At 70.4% G+C, this 15,366-nt stretch carries 14 protein-coding genes and 2 pseudogenes; 13 read left to right on the top strand and 3 right to left on the bottom strand.

Annotated elements, in window-relative coordinates:
* From ACIBB8_RS32410 to ACIBB8_RS32425, 4 genes and pseudogenes are all read left to right on the top strand, one after another.
* Positions 1-164: pseudogene (locus ACIBB8_RS32410) on the top strand (4-hydroxy-3-methylbut-2-en-1-yl diphosphate synthase); the annotation flags it as partial.
* A 176-nt stretch (positions 165-340) separates the two neighbouring features.
* On the top strand, positions 341-1,186 hold the full coding sequence (locus ACIBB8_RS32415) for a GNAT family N-acetyltransferase (protein ID WP_393308878.1): 846 nt from the start codon (positions 341-343) through the stop codon (positions 1,184-1,186).
* A 134-nt stretch (positions 1,187-1,320) separates the two neighbouring features.
* Positions 1,321-1,896 (top strand): GNAT family N-acetyltransferase, encoded by a 576-nt coding sequence (locus ACIBB8_RS32420; RefSeq protein ID WP_398958253.1) that lies wholly within the window; start codon positions 1,321-1,323, stop codon positions 1,894-1,896.
* A gap of 73 nt (positions 1,897-1,969) precedes the next feature.
* Positions 1,970-3,670, top strand: coding sequence for a proline--tRNA ligase (locus ACIBB8_RS32425; RefSeq protein ID WP_398958255.1), 1,701 nt, complete (start codon positions 1,970-1,972; stop codon positions 3,668-3,670).
* A 75-nt stretch (positions 3,671-3,745) separates the two neighbouring features.
* On the opposite strand, the gene ACIBB8_RS32430 is transcribed toward ACIBB8_RS32425, so the two are convergent.
* The 3 genes from ACIBB8_RS32430 to ACIBB8_RS32440 all read right to left on the bottom strand — a co-directional run bounded on the left by ACIBB8_RS32430 (position 3,746) and on the right by ACIBB8_RS32440 (position 5,845).
* A complete protein-coding gene (locus ACIBB8_RS32430; RefSeq protein ID WP_398958257.1) occupies positions 3,746-4,651 on the bottom strand; it encodes an aminoglycoside phosphotransferase family protein in 906 nt (301 codons plus the stop codon).
* A gap of 157 nt (positions 4,652-4,808) precedes the next feature.
* Positions 4,809-5,246 carry a DUF4439 domain-containing protein gene (locus ACIBB8_RS32435; RefSeq protein ID WP_398958259.1) on the bottom strand — a complete coding sequence of 146 codons (438 nt, stop codon included), beginning with the start codon at positions 5,244-5,246 and terminating at the stop codon, positions 4,809-4,811.
* Positions 5,243-5,845, bottom strand: coding sequence for a hypothetical protein (locus ACIBB8_RS32440; RefSeq protein ID WP_398958261.1), 603 nt, complete (start codon positions 5,843-5,845; stop codon positions 5,243-5,245). Before ACIBB8_RS32440 ends, ACIBB8_RS32435 begins: the two co-directional genes overlap by 4 nt.
* A gap of 177 nt (positions 5,846-6,022) precedes the next feature.
* Here ACIBB8_RS32440 and rimP point away from each other — a divergent pair, with 177 nt between their 5' ends.
* The 9 genes and pseudogenes from rimP (at position 6,023) to ACIBB8_RS32485 (ending at position 15,359) form a co-directional block, all read left to right on the top strand.
* Positions 6,023-6,520, top strand: a complete 498-nt coding sequence (gene rimP, locus ACIBB8_RS32445) for a ribosome maturation factor RimP (RefSeq protein WP_345514436.1) — start codon at positions 6,023-6,025, stop codon at positions 6,518-6,520.
* 2 nt (positions 6,521-6,522) lie between these two features.
* Entirely contained in the window at positions 6,523-7,563 is a 1,041-nt protein-coding gene (gene nusA, locus ACIBB8_RS32450) for a transcription termination factor NusA (RefSeq protein ID WP_398958263.1), read from the top strand.
* Positions 7,564-8,139: 576 nt separating this feature from the next.
* Positions 8,140-8,418 carry a YlxR family protein gene (locus ACIBB8_RS32455; protein WP_398958266.1) on the top strand — a complete coding sequence of 93 codons (279 nt, stop codon included), beginning with the start codon at positions 8,140-8,142 and terminating at the stop codon, positions 8,416-8,418.
* Between the two features lie 149 nt (positions 8,419-8,567).
* Positions 8,568-11,645 carry a translation initiation factor IF-2 gene (infB, locus tag ACIBB8_RS32460; protein ID WP_398958268.1) on the top strand — a complete coding sequence of 1,026 codons (3,078 nt, stop codon included), beginning with the start codon at positions 8,568-8,570 and terminating at the stop codon, positions 11,643-11,645.
* Between the two features lie 137 nt (positions 11,646-11,782).
* Positions 11,783-12,076 (top strand): DUF503 domain-containing protein, encoded by a 294-nt coding sequence (locus tag ACIBB8_RS32465; RefSeq protein ID WP_327127054.1) that lies wholly within the window; start codon positions 11,783-11,785, stop codon positions 12,074-12,076.
* 101 nt (positions 12,077-12,177) lie between these two features.
* Positions 12,178-12,642, top strand: coding sequence for a 30S ribosome-binding factor RbfA (rbfA, locus tag ACIBB8_RS32470; RefSeq protein ID WP_358860065.1), 465 nt, complete (start codon positions 12,178-12,180; stop codon positions 12,640-12,642).
* Complete coding sequence (gene truB, locus ACIBB8_RS32475; protein ID WP_398958271.1) at positions 12,639-13,595, top strand: tRNA pseudouridine(55) synthase TruB; 957 nt, start codon at positions 12,639-12,641, stop codon at positions 13,593-13,595. The genes rbfA and truB overlap by 4 nt, the downstream gene beginning before the upstream one ends.
* A 200-nt stretch (positions 13,596-13,795) precedes the next feature.
* Positions 13,796-14,288: pseudogene (locus ACIBB8_RS32480) on the top strand (hypothetical protein); the annotation flags it as partial.
* A gap of 117 nt (positions 14,289-14,405) precedes the next feature.
* Positions 14,406-15,359, top strand: coding sequence for a bifunctional riboflavin kinase/FAD synthetase (locus tag ACIBB8_RS32485; protein WP_398958295.1), 954 nt, complete (start codon positions 14,406-14,408; stop codon positions 15,357-15,359).
* Positions 15,360-15,366 lie beyond the last annotated feature (7 nt).

A 15,366-nucleotide genomic window follows, 5' to 3' on the forward strand; every position in this document is an offset into this window, starting at 1 on the left:
CGTCCGGGAACGGCAAGGGACAGATCTTCGTCAAGGGCGAGGTCATCAAGACCGTTCCGGAGTCGAAGATCGTCGAGACGCTCATCGAAGAAGCCTTGAAGATCGCCGAGCAGATGGAGAAGGACGGCATCCCGTCCGGCGAACCCGAGGTCTCCGTCAGCTGAGGCCGAAGGCCTGCACTCGCAGCCGTGCCCCGTCCGACGAACACCTCGTCAGGCGGGGCACAGCCGTGAGAGACCTCACGGCCGGCCTGGGAGGTTGTTGACCGCCATGGGGCGGCGCCTCCCAGCCTCTTTGGGTACAGTGCGGAAATCAGCAGACTGCATGGTGAGGCCCCCTTGTGTTGACGCAGACCACCACCCGGGTCCTCGAACCCAGCGACCTCGGTGCCGCGCTCGCCATCCTGGAGAGCGACCCTGTCGCCAACGCCTTCGTGACGTCCCGGGTCCAGATCGCAGGGCTTGATCCCTGGCGCCTCGGCGGCGAGATGTGGGGTTGGTACGCGGACGGCAGACTGCGTTCGCTCTGCTACTCCGGTGCCAATCTCGTACCCATCTGTGCCACCCCCGAGGCCATCAGGGCGTTCTCCGACCGGGCCCGCCGGGCCGGCCGCCGCTGTTCCTCGATCGTGGGCCCCGCCGAGCCCACCGCCCAGCTCTGGCGGCTGCTCGAACCGGGCTGGGGTCCCGCCCGCGAGGTCAGGGCCAACCAGCCGCTCATGGTCACCGAGAGCCCCGCCGCCGGTGTGACGCCCGACCCGCTGGTACGCCGCATCCGCAAGGACGAGATAGATGTCCTGATGCCGGCCTGCGTGGCGATGTTCACCGAGGAGGTGGGCATTTCGCCGCTGGCCGGTGACGGCGGACTCCTCTACCAGGCACGCGTCGCCGAACTCATCGGCACCGGCCGCTCCTTCGCCCGGATCGAGGACGGCAAGGTCGTCTTCAAGGCGGAGATCGGCGCCGCCACCCCGCAGGCCTGCCAGATCCAGGGCGTCTGGGTCGCCCCCGAACACCGCGGCCGCGGCCTCTCCGAGACCGGCATGGCAGCGGTCCTGCGCTACGCACTGGCCGATGTCGCACCCGTCGTCAGCCTGTACGTCAACGACTACAACACCGCGGCCCGCAGGGCATACACCCGGGTCGGCTTCCGTGAGGTCGGCGCGTTCATGAGCGTGCTCTTCTGACCGGGACGATGTGGCCGGGAGCGGCACGGCCTCGCCGGAGTGAGCGCTCGATGCCGCCACCGGCAGCGCTCCTTGCCTTACGAGCACTTCTGACACGTGTGCCACAGCCCAGCGCGGACAGTAGGGTTCGGCGCATGGCAGCTGATTCAGGGGGCGGTGCCCGTACTCCCGGTGTTCTGGTCGGGGCGATCGATCTCGCCGCGCGGGTGGACGAGGCGCTTGCCGTGCAGGCCGTCGCCTTCGGCCTCGGTCACGACGAGGTCCAGGTACGTCGCCATATCGTCCTCAGGCACCTCGAGCACCCCTGCGCCCGCGCCCTCGGCGCCACCACCGCGACCGGCCGGCTCGTCGGGTTCGTCTACGGCATGCCCAACGAACGCGGCCACTGGTGGTCCACCGTCGTCGAGCCCTATCTGCGGGCCACCGGCTCCGAGGACTGGCTTGACGACTCCTTTGTGATCACCGAACTGCATGTCCATCCGGAGTTCCAGAACCGGGGCATCGGCCGCACCCTGATCACCACCATCACGGACGCCGTCGATCAACCGCGCTCCATCCTCTCCGCCATCGACACGGAGAGCCCGGCACGTGGCCTGTATCGCACCCTCGGCTACCGGGACCTGGCCCGGCACGTGCTGTTTCCCAGCGCTCCCAAGCCGTACGCGGTGATGGGAGCGCCCCTTCCGCTGCGCCGCCGGGACCGGGGCTGAACCAATCGATTTCCGCCCGCACCCGCCACCCGGCTAACCTCCTGCACATCACCCTTCCGAGCAGGAGTTCATCATGGCCCAGGTCCAGCGCATGTCCCGATTGATGATCAAGACACTGCGCGACGACCCGGCGGACGCCGAGACGCTCAACCACAAGCTGCTCGTCCGGGCCGGTTACGTACGTCGCACCGCGGCTGGCATCTGGACCTGGCTGCCCCTGGGCAAGAAGGTCCTGGAGAACATCACTCGCGTCGTGCGCGAGGAGATGGACGCCATCGGCGGCCAGGAAGTACTGCTGCCCGCACTGCTGCCCAAGGAGTCGTACGACGCGAGCGGCCGCTACGACGAGTACGGCGACCTGCTCTTCCGGCTCAAGGACCGCAAGGGCGCCGAGTACCTCCTCGGCCCCACCCACGAAGAGATCTTCACCCAGGTCGTCAAGGATCAGATCACGTCCTATAAGGACCTGCCGGTGATCCTCTACCAGATCCAGACCAAGTACCGCGACGAGGCGCGCCCCCGCGCCGGTGTGCTGCGCGGCCGCGAGTTCCAGATGAAGGACTCGTACTCCTTCGACACCACCGACGAGGGTCTCATCGAGGCCTACCAGCTGCACCGCGCCGCCTACATCCGCATCTTCGAGCGGCTCGGTCTCGACCACCGCATCGTCTCCGCGGTCTCCGGTGCGATGGGCGGCTCGGCGTCCGAGGAGTTCCTGGCACCCGCCCCGGCCGGTGAGGACACCTTCGTCGACTGCCCCGCGTGCGACTACGCGGCCAACACGGAGGCCGTGACCTTCAAGGCCACCCCTGTGGACGGTTCGGCGCACGGCCCCGTCGAGGAACTGGACACCCCCGACACTCCGACCATCGAGACGCTCGCGGCGCACCTCGATGTCCCGGCCTCCGCGACGCTGAAGAACCTCCTGGTCAAGGTCGACGGCGAAATCGTCGCCGTGGGCGTGCCCGGCGACCGCGAGGTCGACCTCGGCAAGCTCGGCGAGCACCTCGCCCCCGCCGTGGTCGAGCTGGTCACCGCAGAGGACTTCGAGGACCGTCCCGACCTGGTACGTGGCTATGTCGGCCCGCAGGGTCTGGAGAAGGTCCGGTACATCGCCGACCCGCGCATCGCCCCCGGCACCGCCTGGATCACCGGCGCGAACAAGCCCGGCACCCACGCGAAGAACGTCGTCGCCGGCCGTGACTTCGAGGTCGACGACTACCTCGACGTCGTCGTGGTTGAGGCGGGCGACCCGTGCCCCAAGTGCGGCACCGGCCTCAAGCTGGACCGCGCCATCGAGATCGGTCACATCTTCCAGCTGGGCCGCAAGTTCGCGGACGCCTTCCAGCTCGATGTGCTCGGCCAGAACGGCAAGCCGGTCCGGGTCACCATGGGCTCCTACGGCATCGGCGTCTCCCGCGCCGTCGCGGCGCTCGCCGAGCAGACCGCCGACGAGCAGGGGCTGTGCTGGCCCCGCGAGATCGCCCCGGCCGATGTCCATGTCGTCGCGGCGGGCAAGGCACTCCAGACGGAGCTGGCCCTCGACGTCGCCGAGAAGCTCGGCGCCGCCGGTGTGCGGGTCATGGTCGACGACCGTGCGGGCGTCTCGCCCGGTGTGAAGTTCACCGACGCCGAGCTGATCGGCATCCCGAAGATCCTGGTCGCGGGCCGCCGCTCGGCCGAGGGCGTCCTGGAACTCAAGGACCGCCGTACGGGCGAGCGCGAGGAGCTCACGGTCGACGAGGCGATCGTCCGTCTCGTGGCCCAGGGCTGACACCCGGAAACACCGAAGGCCGCCGTGCTGTCCGACAGCACGGCGGCCTTCGGCCGTTCTGCGGGGGGCCGGGGCCTACAGCCAGCCCGCGAATTCCAGCGACAGCTCGCCTTCCTGACGGCGGCCGACGGTCAGTGCACGGGTGCCCGACTCCACCGCACGGAACAACGTCCAGCCGTGGAGCCGTTCCCGGTCCACGTCCAGCGAATCCGCGAGCCTGTTGATCCGGCGACGGGCCGTCACGGGGCCGCCCGGGGAGGCGATGAGGTCCTCCACCCGGTCCCGTACCAGCCGCGCCAGGTCGTAGGCCCGCTCGCCGACCAGCGGCTCAGGGCCGACCGTCAGCCAGGGCGCCCGTTCCCCCGCCAGCACCTTGCTCTGGCGGAAGTTGCCGTGCAGCAGCAGGACTTCGGGGGAGTGGGCGACGAGCTCCTCCCGCGCGGCCAAGGCCGCGGAGACCAGCGGTTCGAGCGCCGGGTCGGCCACGGCGGCGGCCCGCATGGGGTCCGTGCACCGGCCGGTCCGCTCGGCGACCGTCTCGAAGGAGTGCCCGCTGGGCGGCTCGACCCACAGCCGTCGTACCGTACCCGCCGCCTCCAGGAGTGCCTTCGCCTCCGGCAGCGATCGCAGCGACACCTCGGGATGCAGCCGTTCCAGCAACAATGCGCCGCCGCCGGAGCCGAGAAGCCGGGCCGCTCCCCAGCCGTTCCAGTGCGCCAGCGCCGCCCGCTCCAGCTCGGGCGCCGCACCGGCGGGTGCGATCTTGAGCGCGGCCGGGGTGCCGTCGGCGCGGCGCACCAGCAGAACCAGGCTGCTGCGCCCACCCGGGGCAGCCACACGCTCGACAGCCAGCTCCGGCCCGTTGGCGGACAGCGACTCGTCGATCAGCTCGGGGAGCCGCGCGAGCCAGTCGGCGGCGGCCGTCTCCCCGTGCACCTCGCCGAGCGCTCGCACCAGACGCTGCGGCGGTTCGAAACCCATACGTGCTGTGTTCCCTTTCAGAGCCTTCATGAGTGCGTCGGACCGGTCCCGGTCTTCGCGTCGGTCACGCCCGTCGGACCGGTCCCGGGCTTGCTCCGGTCCTGCCCGTCGCATCCGCCCTTCAGGCCCGCCCGCTCAGAGATCGCCCGACAGGCTCTCAGGCGACGCCGTCGGCGGACCGCTCGGTGAGTCCGGGAAAGGTTACGCCGCTGCCCCGCCAGCGAACCGCATGCACCGCGGCCTCCCGCAGTGCGTCAGCGGCCTCTCGCCTGAGAGGCCCCCCGGCAGCCCGTACGAGATCGGAGTAGACGCCCGCGATCCGGTCCTCCAGCAGGGCGGCGAGCTTCACCGCTGCTGCCGAGTCCGGCACCGCGAACGGCAGAGCGTACGCGGACTCCGCCGCCACCGGCTCACCGCCCAGGTCGCGTACGGTCCGCACCAGTGCGTCGCGCCGGGCCCGGTGCCGGCGGTAGGCGGCCGTCGCCTCCGCCCGGCGGCCGCCGGTGACCCGGCCACCGACCACCCCGTACCCGTACACCGCCGCATGCTCGGCGGCGAGCGACGCCTGCGCCGCCTGCAGCGTCTGCGCACTCATGACGAGGTCTCCTTGGCCAGTTCGGTCAGCAGGTAGGCGTGGGCTGCGCCGGCGGCCGCGATCGACGCGAGCAGCCGGGCCAGCTCGGGTGGCGCTGTCAGGAGCGTCGCCGTGTGGGCGTCAGCGGTGCGGCGTTCCGCCGCCGCCAGTTCCTTGACGGCGGTCTTGGCGTCGGCGGCGGGCGAACCCGGAACGGTGGGCGAACCCGAGGGGGCGGGGCGACCCGAAAGGGCCGCGCCGCGCATCGCAGTCATGCCCGCGGTTTCGCCGGCGCTCGGCCGCACAGTCCTGCCCGCCCCGGGCGACAGTGCCTCCGTATGGGCCCGTACCGCGTCCCGCAGCGGTGCGAGCCCGGCCGCGGTCGCCGGATGGGCCGTGACGACCTGCTCGTACTGGGCGAGCAGGGTGCCGCTGGTCCGCGCGGCCGTCATCCGCAGCGCCTTCTCTGCCTTAGCCGCTGCGTCCCGCGCACCGGCCGGCGCAGAACCCTTTCGGCCCTCGCCGCTGTCGCCGTCCCCGCAGCCGGCCAGCGCCGCCCCCAGGGCGACCGCCCCCGTTACGGTGAGCGCACCCCTGCGCGTCGTCCCCGTGCGCCGCACCTGTTCTCCTTCGGGCGTTGATCTGTCCTGACTGGATCTGTCCTGAAGTGATCACTGCAGGCGAGCGTACCTGCGGCTGAGCGGTAGGCGGACGGCAACACCCCTCGGGACCGGATACCCTTTGACCTGACACGCGACGAACCACACAACAGCACACGCGGCCGAGGAGTCACCCGGATGAGCACCACCCAGAGCGAGAGGCTGCGCGGGCTGCTCGAACCGCTCGTCAGCGCCAAGCAGCTGGATCTTGAAGAGATCGAGGTGTCCCGGGCCGGCCGCAGACGTGTGCTGCGCATCGTCGTGGATTCCGACGAGGGCGTGGAGCTCGACGCCTGCGCGGAGCTGAGCCGCGCGATCTCCGAGAAGCTCGACGAGACCGACGCGATGGGCGAGGACGAGTACGTCCTCGAAGTGAGCTCTCCCGGTGCCGACCGTCCGCTGACGGAACACCGCCACTACGTACGCGCCACCGGTCGCCTGGCCAAGCTGCAGCTGCATGAGGGCGGCGAGCTGGTCGCCCGCATCATCGCTGTCGACGACGAGGGGCTCGACCTCGAAGTTCCGGGCGTCAAGGGCCGCAAGCCCACGTCCCGCCGGGTCCCCTTCGACGGGATCGCCAAGGCGCGCGTGGAGATCGAATTCAACCGCAAGGACAAGAAGGAAGAGGAGGCGTAGCCGTGGACATCGATGTGAAGCTCTTGAAGGGCTTGGCACAGGACAAGGAGATCCCCTTCGACGTGCTCGTCGGGGCGATCGAGTCGGCCCTCCTCATCGCCTACCACCGCACCGACGGGAGCTACCGCCGTGCGCGCGTGGAGCTCAACGAGCGCGGCCATGTGACGGTGTGGGCGAAGGAGGACCCGGCCGACCTCGAAGAGGGCCAGGAGCCGAAGGAGTTCGACGACACCCCGTCCGGCTTCGGCCGGATCGCCGCGACCACCGCCAAGCAGGTCATCCTGCAGCGGCTGCGTGACGCCGAGGACGACAGGACGTTCGGCGAATACGCGGGCCACGAGGGCGATGTCGTCACCGGTGTCGTCCAGCAGGGCAAGGACCCGAAGAACGTCCTGGTCGACATCGGCAAGCTCGAAGCCATCCTGCCGGTGCAGGAGCAGGTGCCGGGCGAGGAGTACACCCACGGGCTGCGGCTGCGCACGTATGTCGTGCGGGTCGCCAAGGGCGTCCGTGGTCCGTCCGTGACCCTCTCCAGGACGCACCCCAACCTGGTCAAGAAGCTCTTCGCACTGGAGGTCCCGGAGATCGCCGACGGTTCCGTCGAGATCTGCGCGATCGCCCGCGAGGCCGGCCACCGCACCAAGATCGCGGTCCGTTCGACCCGCTCGGGCCTGAACGCCAAGGGCGCCTGCATCGGCCCGATGGGCGGCCGGGTACGTAACGTCATGGCCGAGCTGCACGGCGAGAAGATCGACATCGTGGACTGGTCGGACGACCCGGCCGAGATGGTTGCCAACGCGCTGTCGCCCGCCCGGGTGAGCAAGGTCGAGGTCGTGGACCTTGGAGCGCGGTCCGCCCGGGTCACGGTCCCCGACTACCAGCTCTCGCTCGCCATCGGCAAGGAGGGCCAGAACGCCCGCCTCGCCGCCCGTCTCACCGGCTGGCGCATCGACATCCGCCCGGACACCGAGACCGACGCCGAACGGGACATCGCCGACCGCGAGCGGGCCGAGCGGGCCCGGGACCGGTCCGAGCGCGGCTGAACCGGTAACGGCCTGGTGCACGATAGCGAGCGGGCTCCCGGCGTCATGCGACTCCGCCTCCGGCGTTGTCGTCAGTCGACGACTCCCCCATGCCTAAGAGCCTGTCGGGTGACCTCTGATCGGGCGGCCACGCCCTGGCACGCACGCTTCCGGCGTTGCCGAAATGCCCTGGTAGCTCCGCTACAAGGCCATCCCGGCGCCTTGGAATCGCACGCGCCATGCCGCGTCCGCTCTCCGATCGAAGGTCACCCGACAGGCTCTAAGGCATGGGGGACCCCCTTCGCGTCGCCTCCCTCCTCGGCCTTGGAGTTCGAAGCCGCATGACGCCGCTCGCTGATCCACTCTCTATCGTGTACCAGGCCATAAGGGACCGGCGCCGGTCCGAGGAGTGGACCGGCGCCCGTCCGGACGATGGGCCACAACGGTCCGGAGACCGGCCGGGCTCCGGGTCCGGAGTACGGGACCGATGCCGGTCCCGGGGAATAAATCAACGCGGAATGCCGCTGAGATCACGACAACATCCGTTCGATTTTTGCCCCAAAGGGGTGAGGTCGGTGCGGGGAGGTAGACTTAACCGTGTCTGGCCGGACGCACGCCCGCGCTTGCCCTGAGCGAACCTGTGTGGGATGCCGGGAGCGAGCGGCCAAGAGCGAGCTGCTGCGCATCGTGGTGGATGAGGACGCATGCGTCCCCGATCCTCGCGGTACGCTGCCCGGCCGGGGTGCGTACGTGCACCCCGTCATTGTCTGTCTCGACCTGGCGGTTCGCCGTCGGGCATTCCCCCGGGCCTTCAAGGCCAAGGGGCCGTTCGATTCCGCGGCACTGCAGCGGTATGTCGAACGGGTGACACCGTAAGAAACGAGAACGGCACGGGACCCCGTGCGGTCAGGTACCTCGCGAGTTGGAAGTAGGTCGAGATTGCGATGAGCACTCGATGAGTACGCGATGAGTACGCCCATGAAGTAGCGACGGTCCGGCGGTAACCCGGACCTATAAGGAGCGAAGTGGCTAAGGTCCGGGTATACGAACTCGCCAAGGAGTTCGGCGTCGAGAGCAAGGTCGTCATGGCCAAGCTCCAAGAACTCGGTGAATTCGTCCGTTCGGCGTCCTCGACGATCGAGGCGCCGGTTGTACGCAAGTTGACTGACGCACTGCAGGGGCCCGGCGGCAACGCCGGCAAGTCCGCTGCGAAGCCTGGCGCGCCCCGCAAGGCCGCGCCCGCAAAGCCCGCAGCGCCCTCCCCGGCCGCTGCGGCACGTCCCGCTGCCCCGAAGCCCGGTGCCCCGGCCCCCAAGCCGGCCGCAGCCCAGGCCCCCAGCAGCACCCCTTCCGCTGTCGCGCCTTCCGCGCCGTCGGCGGGCCCGCGTCCGGGCCCGAAGCCCGCGCCGAAGCCCGCTCCGGTCACCCCGGTGCCCGCGGCAGAGTTCTCCGCCCCGGCCCCGGCCCAGCCGGCCGCGCCGCAGCAGGCCCCGCGTCCCGCGGGTGCCACCCCCGGTCCTCGCCCCGCCCGTCCGGCCCCGGCCGGCGGTCAGCGCGACGGCGGCCGTGGTGGCGACCGTCCGGCCCGTCCCGCAGGCCAGGGCGCCCCGCGCCCCGGCGGCGCCCGTCCCGCCGGTCCCCGCCCGGGCAACAACCCCTTCACCTCCGGTGGCTCGACGGGCATGGCCCGTCCGCAGGCACCCCGTCCCGGTGGCGCCCCGCGTCCCGGTGGCGGACAGGAGCGTCCCGGCGCCCCGCGTCCGCAGGGCGGCCCCGGTGGCGCCCCGCGTCCGCAGGGCCAGGGCGGTGCCCGTCCGACTCCGGGCGGCATGCCCCGTCCGCAGGCTCCGCGTCCGGGCGGTGCGCCCGGTGGTAACCGTCCGAACCCGGGCATGATGCCGCAGCGTCCGGCTGCCGGCCCGCGTCCCGGTGGTGGCCCCGGCGGTGGCCGTGGTCCCGGTGGCGGTGCAGGCCGTCCCGGTGGCGGTGCAGGTCGTCCCGGCGGCGGCTTCGCCGGTCGTCCGGCCGGTCCCGGTGGCGGTGGCGGCGGCTTCGCCGGTCGTCCCGGTGGCGGCGGTGGCGGTGGCGGCGCAGGCCGTCCCGGTGGTGGCGGCGGCGGCTTCGGCGGTCGTCCCGGCTTCGGTGGACGTCCCGGCGGCCCCGGTGGTCGTGGTGGCACACAGGGTGCGTTCGGCCGTCCCGGCGGTCCCGCGCGTCGTGGTCGCAAGTCGAAGCGGCAGAGGCGCCAGGAGTACGAGGCCATGCAGGCCCCGTCGGTGGGTGGCGTCATGCTGCCCCGCGGCAACGGGCAGGCTGTCCGTCTGTCGCGCGGTGCCTCCCTCACCGACTTCGCGGAGAAGATCAACGCCAACCCGGCGTCGCTCGTCGCCGTGATGATGAACCTCGGCGAGATGGTCACCGCCACGCAGTCGGTCTCGGACGAGACGCTGAAGCTGCTGGCCGAGGAGATGAACTACGTCCTCGAGATCGTCAGCCCCGAGGAGGAGGACCGCGAGCTGCTCGAGTCCTTCGACATCGAGTTCGGCGAGGACGAGGGCGGCGAAGAGGCTCTGGTCTCGCGTCCGCCGGTCGTGACCGTCATGGGTCACGTCGACCACGGTAAGACCCGACTGCTGGACGCGATCCGCAAGACGAACGTCGTTGCGGGCGAGGCCGGCGGCATCACGCAGCACATCGGTGCGTACCAGGTCTCCTCCGAGGTCAACGGTGAGGACCGTCGGATCACCTTCATCGACACCCCGGGTCACGAGGCGTTCACCGCCATGCGTGCCCGTGGTGCGAAGTCCACCGACATCGCGATCCTCGTGGTGGCGGCGAACGACGGTGTGATGCCCCAGACGATCGAGGCGCTGAACCACGCCAAGGCGGCCGACGTGCCGATCGTGGTCGCGGTCAACAAGATCGACGTCGAGGGCGCGGACCCGACCAAGGTGCGCGGTCAGCTCACCGAGTTCGGTCTGGTGGCCGAGGAGTACGGCGGCGACACGATGTTCGTCGACATCTCCGCCAAGCAGGGTCTGCACATCGACCAGCTGCTGGAGGCCGTGGTCCTGACCGCGGACGCCTCGCTCGACCTGCGGGCCAACCCGGAGCAGGACGCGCAGGGTATTGCGATCGAGTCCCACCTCGACCGCGGCCGCGGTGCAGTTTCGACCGTCCTGGTCCAGCGCGGCACGCTGCGCATCGGCGACACGATGGTGGTCGGCGACGCGTACGGCCGGGTCCGGGCGATGCTCGACGACAACGGCAACAACGTCGAGGAAGCGGGTCCGTCGACCCCCGTCCTCGTGCTCGGTCTCACCAACGTCCCGGGTGCAGGCGACAACTTCCTGGTGGTCGACGAGGACCGCACGGCCCGTCAGATCGCTGAGAAGCGTGCCGCCCGTGAGCGCAACGCCAACTTCGCCCGCAAGGGTGTCCGGTTCTCCCTGGAGAACCTGGACGAGGCGCTCAAGGCCGGTCTGGTCCAGGAACTCAACCTCATCATCAAGGGCGACGCGTCCGGTTCGGTGGAGGCTCTCGAGTCCTCGCTGCTCCAGCTCGACGTCGGTGACGAGGTCGACATCCGGGTCCTGCACCGCGGTGTGGGTGCGGTCACCGAGTCGGACATCGACCTGGCGACCGGCTCCGACGCCATCGTGATCGGCTTCAACGTGCGCGCCGCAGGGCGTGCGCAGCAGATGGCCGAGCGCGAAGGTGTGGACGTCCGGTACTACTCGGTCATCTACCAGGCGATCGAAGAGATCGAAGCGGCCCTCAAGGGCATGCTCAAGCCGGAGTACGAAGAGGTCGAGCTCGGTACGGCGGAGATCCGCGAGATCTTCCGCTCGTCCAAGCTGGGCAACATCGCCGGTGTGCTGGTCCGGTCCGGCGAGGTCAAGCGCAACACCAAGGCGCGCCTGCTGCGCGATGGCAAGGTCATCGCGGAGAACCTCAACATCTCCGGTCTGCGCCGCTTCAAGGACGACGTCACCGAGATCCGCGAAGGCTTCGAGGGCGGTATCAACCTCGGAAACTTCAACGACATCAAGATCGACGACGTCATCGCGACGTACGAGATGCGCGAGAAGCCGCGAGGCTGACCCGTACCTCAACAGTCGGGGCCGGTCGACGGGTCGTATTTCCGTCGATCGGCCCCGGCCGTTCCGTGTACGGTTCTTGTGTCCCTGCCAAGCGCTGGCAGGACGCGAACCCGAACCGGCGGGACATCCGGACATCCATGTATGTGGGGACACTGTCCTTCGATCTGCTCCTCGGCGACGTACGGTCGTTGAAGGAGAAACGCTCCATCGTCCGTCCGATCGTTGCCGAGCTTCAGCGCAAGTACGCGGTGAGTGCGGCGGAGACGGGTGGACAGGATCTCCATCGCAGGGCCGAGATCGGTCTTGCCGCGGTCTCCGGGGACACCGGACACCTCACGGACGTACTGGACCGGTGCGAGCGGCTGGTGGCCGCTCGGCCCGAGGTGGAGCTGCTGTCGGTTCGGCGGCGGCTGCACAGCGACGAAGACTGAACAACGTCAGAATTGTCAGACGTGAAATCGTCCGACGCGGAAGCGCAGGATGCAGGAAGCGTCGGACCGTAAGCAACCCCAGAAGGAAGAGTGACGGACCGGTGAGCGACAACGCGCGGGCCCGAAAGCTGGCCGATCGCATCCAGGTCGTGGTCGCGGAGACCCTGGACCGGCGTATCAAGGATCCGCGGCTCGGATTCGTGACGATCACGGACGCCCGGGTCACCGGCGACCTGCGGGAGGCCACGGTCTTCTACACGGTCTACGGCGACGACGAGGAGCGGGCGGCCTCAGCCGCGGCGCTGGAGAGCGCCAAGGGCGTGCTCCGGTCCGAGGTCGGCCGGCAGACCGGGGTCCGGTTCACGCCGACCCTGGCCTTCGTCCCCGACGCCCTGCCGGACAACGCACGCACCATCGAGGACCTCCTCGACAGGGCGCGGGCCAAGGACGCGCAGGTGCGCGAGGTGTCGACCGGTGCGAAGTACGCGGGCGACGCGGACCCCTACCGCAAGCCGGAGGATGCCGCCGACGAGTCCGACGAGAACGAGGGCTCAGCCTCCGAATGACACAGCAGAACAAGACGCCCGGTCAGCGGAGCGGGAGCGAAGCGACCTCGGGCAGGGGCGGCGGCGGGCGACCGGAGAGCGGCCTTGTCATCGTCGACAAGCCGTCCGGCTTCACTTCGCACGACGTCGTCGCCAAGATGCGCGGCATCGCCCGCACCCGCCGCGTCGGCCACGCCGGCACGCTGGACCCGATGGCGACGGGCGTTCTCGTGCTCGGCGTCGAGAAGGCCACCAAGCTGCTCGGTCACCTGGCGCTGACCGAGAAGGAGTACCTCGGCACGATCCGCCTCGGCCAGGACACCGTCACGGACGACGCGGAGGGCGAGATCACGTCGTCCACCGACGCGTCGGGGGTCACGCGTGAGGGCATCGACGCGGGTGTCGCGGCACTGACCGGCGCGATCATGCAGGTGCCGTCCAAGGTCAGCGCCATCAAGATCGACGGCAAGCGGTCGTACGCCCGGGTGCGTGGCGGCGAGGAGTTCGAGATCCCGGCCCGGCCGGTGACCATCTCGTCCTTCAAGGTCTACGACGTCCGTGAAGCGGTCGCGGAGGACGGGACCCCGGTCGTCGACCTGGTCGTCTCCGTCGTCTGCTCCTCCGGTACGTACATCCGTGCCCTCGCCCGCGATCTCGGCGCCGGGCTCGGCGTCGGCGGGCATCTGACCGCGCTGCGGCGCACCCGCGTCGGTCCGTACGGTCTCGATGCGGCTCGGACGCTCGATCAGCATCAGGAGAAGCTGACCGTGATGCCGGTCGCGGAGGCCGCCGCCGCGGCGTTCCCGCGCTGGGACGTGGACGAGAAGCGGGCCAAGCTGCTGCTGAACGGCGTGCGGCTGGACATGCCCTCCTACCCGCCGGGGCCGGTCGCGGTCTTCGGGCCCGACGGGACCTTCCTGGTGCTCGTGGAGGAGCAGAAGGGCAAGGCGAGGAGCCTCGCCGTCTTCGCCTGACGGCACGGGTCCCGCCGGTCCCTGATCCAGTACCCCATCGTGGAGCGGGCAGCCCCCCGTGCCCGCTCCACGATCCCCCTCTGGTGTCTGTCCACTGGAACCCGCTGAATCACCTGAATGGGCAGGCGCTCGGAGTGACTCAGGGGTGCACTTGGGGGCGCTTTTGCTCCGAGTGCTTCTCGCGCCGATCATCGCCGACCATGGGAAGCGGGGGCCGGCCGACGCGGGTACGCATCTGTGATCCGGCCGGCCGGCTGCGAGGGACCGGGTTCGTCGCGGACGACCGCGGCACAGTCGTGACCAGCCACGAAGCGGTCGACGGACTTGCCCGGCTCGTTCTGTACAGAACTGGTGACCGGAGCCGCTCCGTCGGGTCCGAGGCGGTCACACCGCGCCCCCGGAGCCGGCCCCGAGGTCGTCCTCGGCCTGGTGGGAGTGCCGGGTACCGGCCGAACCACCGAACTCGCCGCGCTCGCCGCCCGCCGCGCCCGCGGCTTGGACCCCGCCCTCACTGTCTGGCTGCGCGGCGCCGACCTGCTGGCAGAGGACACCTCGGTGCCCGACGCCAGGCCGCACCCCGGGGTGGCCCGGCTGCTCACGGGGCGCGTCGTCCGACGCGCCGGTGCGCCCGGGGCGTACGGCGAGTTCGGCCCGCGGTTCCGGCGGCGGCCCCGGCGCGCGGCGGACCGTGGAGGGCGGTGTCCACCGCGATGCCGATGCCGATGCGGGCCGCGGGTCGTGGGCATGGCAGTCTTAGACCTGCATAAGAGATACACCCACGTACACAGGTTCGGGCGAGGAGCGGTCACAGTGCAGCGCTGGCGTGGCTTGGAGGACATCCCCCAGGACTGGGGACGCAGCGTCGTCACCATCGGCTCCTACGACGGGGTGCACCGCGGACACCAGCTGATCATCGGCAGAGCCGTCGACCGGGCGCGCGAACTCGGCGTGCCGTCGGTCGTCGTGACCTTCGACCCGCACCCCAGCGAGGTCGTACGGCCCGGCAGCCACCCGCCCCTGCTCGCCCCGCACCACCGGCGCGCGGAGCTGATGGCCGAACTGGGTGTGGATGCGCTGCTGATCCTGCCGTTCACCACCGAGTTCTCGAAGCTGGCGCCCGCCGACTTCATCGTCAAGGTGCTGGTCGACAAGTTGCATGCGCAGCTCGTCATCGAGGGCCCCAACTTCCGTTTCGGTCACAGGGCCGCGGGGAACGTGCAGCTGCTCACCGAGTTCGGCGCGACGTACGACTACGGCGTCGAGGTCATCGATCTGGTTCTGAGCGGCGAGGCGGGCGGCGGCGAGCCGTTCTCCTCCACCCTCACCCGCAGGCTCGTCGCCGCGGGCGATGTGGCGGGCGCCGCCGAGGTCCTGGGCCGCCCGCACCGGGTCGAGGGCATCGTCGTCCGCGGCGCGCAGCGCGGCCGCGCACTGGGCTTCCCGACGGCGAACGTGGAGACACTGCCGCACACCGCGATCCCCGCCGACGGCGTGTACGCGGGCTGGCTGAACGTGGACGACGAGGCGATGCCCGCCGCGATCTCGGTCGGCACGAACCCGCAGTTCGACGGCACGGAGCGGACGGTCGAGGCGTACGCGATCGACCGCGTCGGTCTTGATCTGTACGGGCTCCATGTCTCCGTCGACTTCCTCGCGTACGTCCGCGGGATGCAGAAGTTCGACTCGATAGAGGACCTGCTGGTGGCGATGGCCGCCGATGTGAAGCGGGCCGGCGAGCTGATCGCGGCGCACGACCGCGGCTGACCTGTGT

Origin of the sequence: Streptomyces sp. NPDC051286, assembly GCF_044455345.1 — a bacterium.
Taxonomy (GTDB): Bacteria; Actinomycetota; Actinomycetes; order Streptomycetales; family Streptomycetaceae; genus Streptomyces.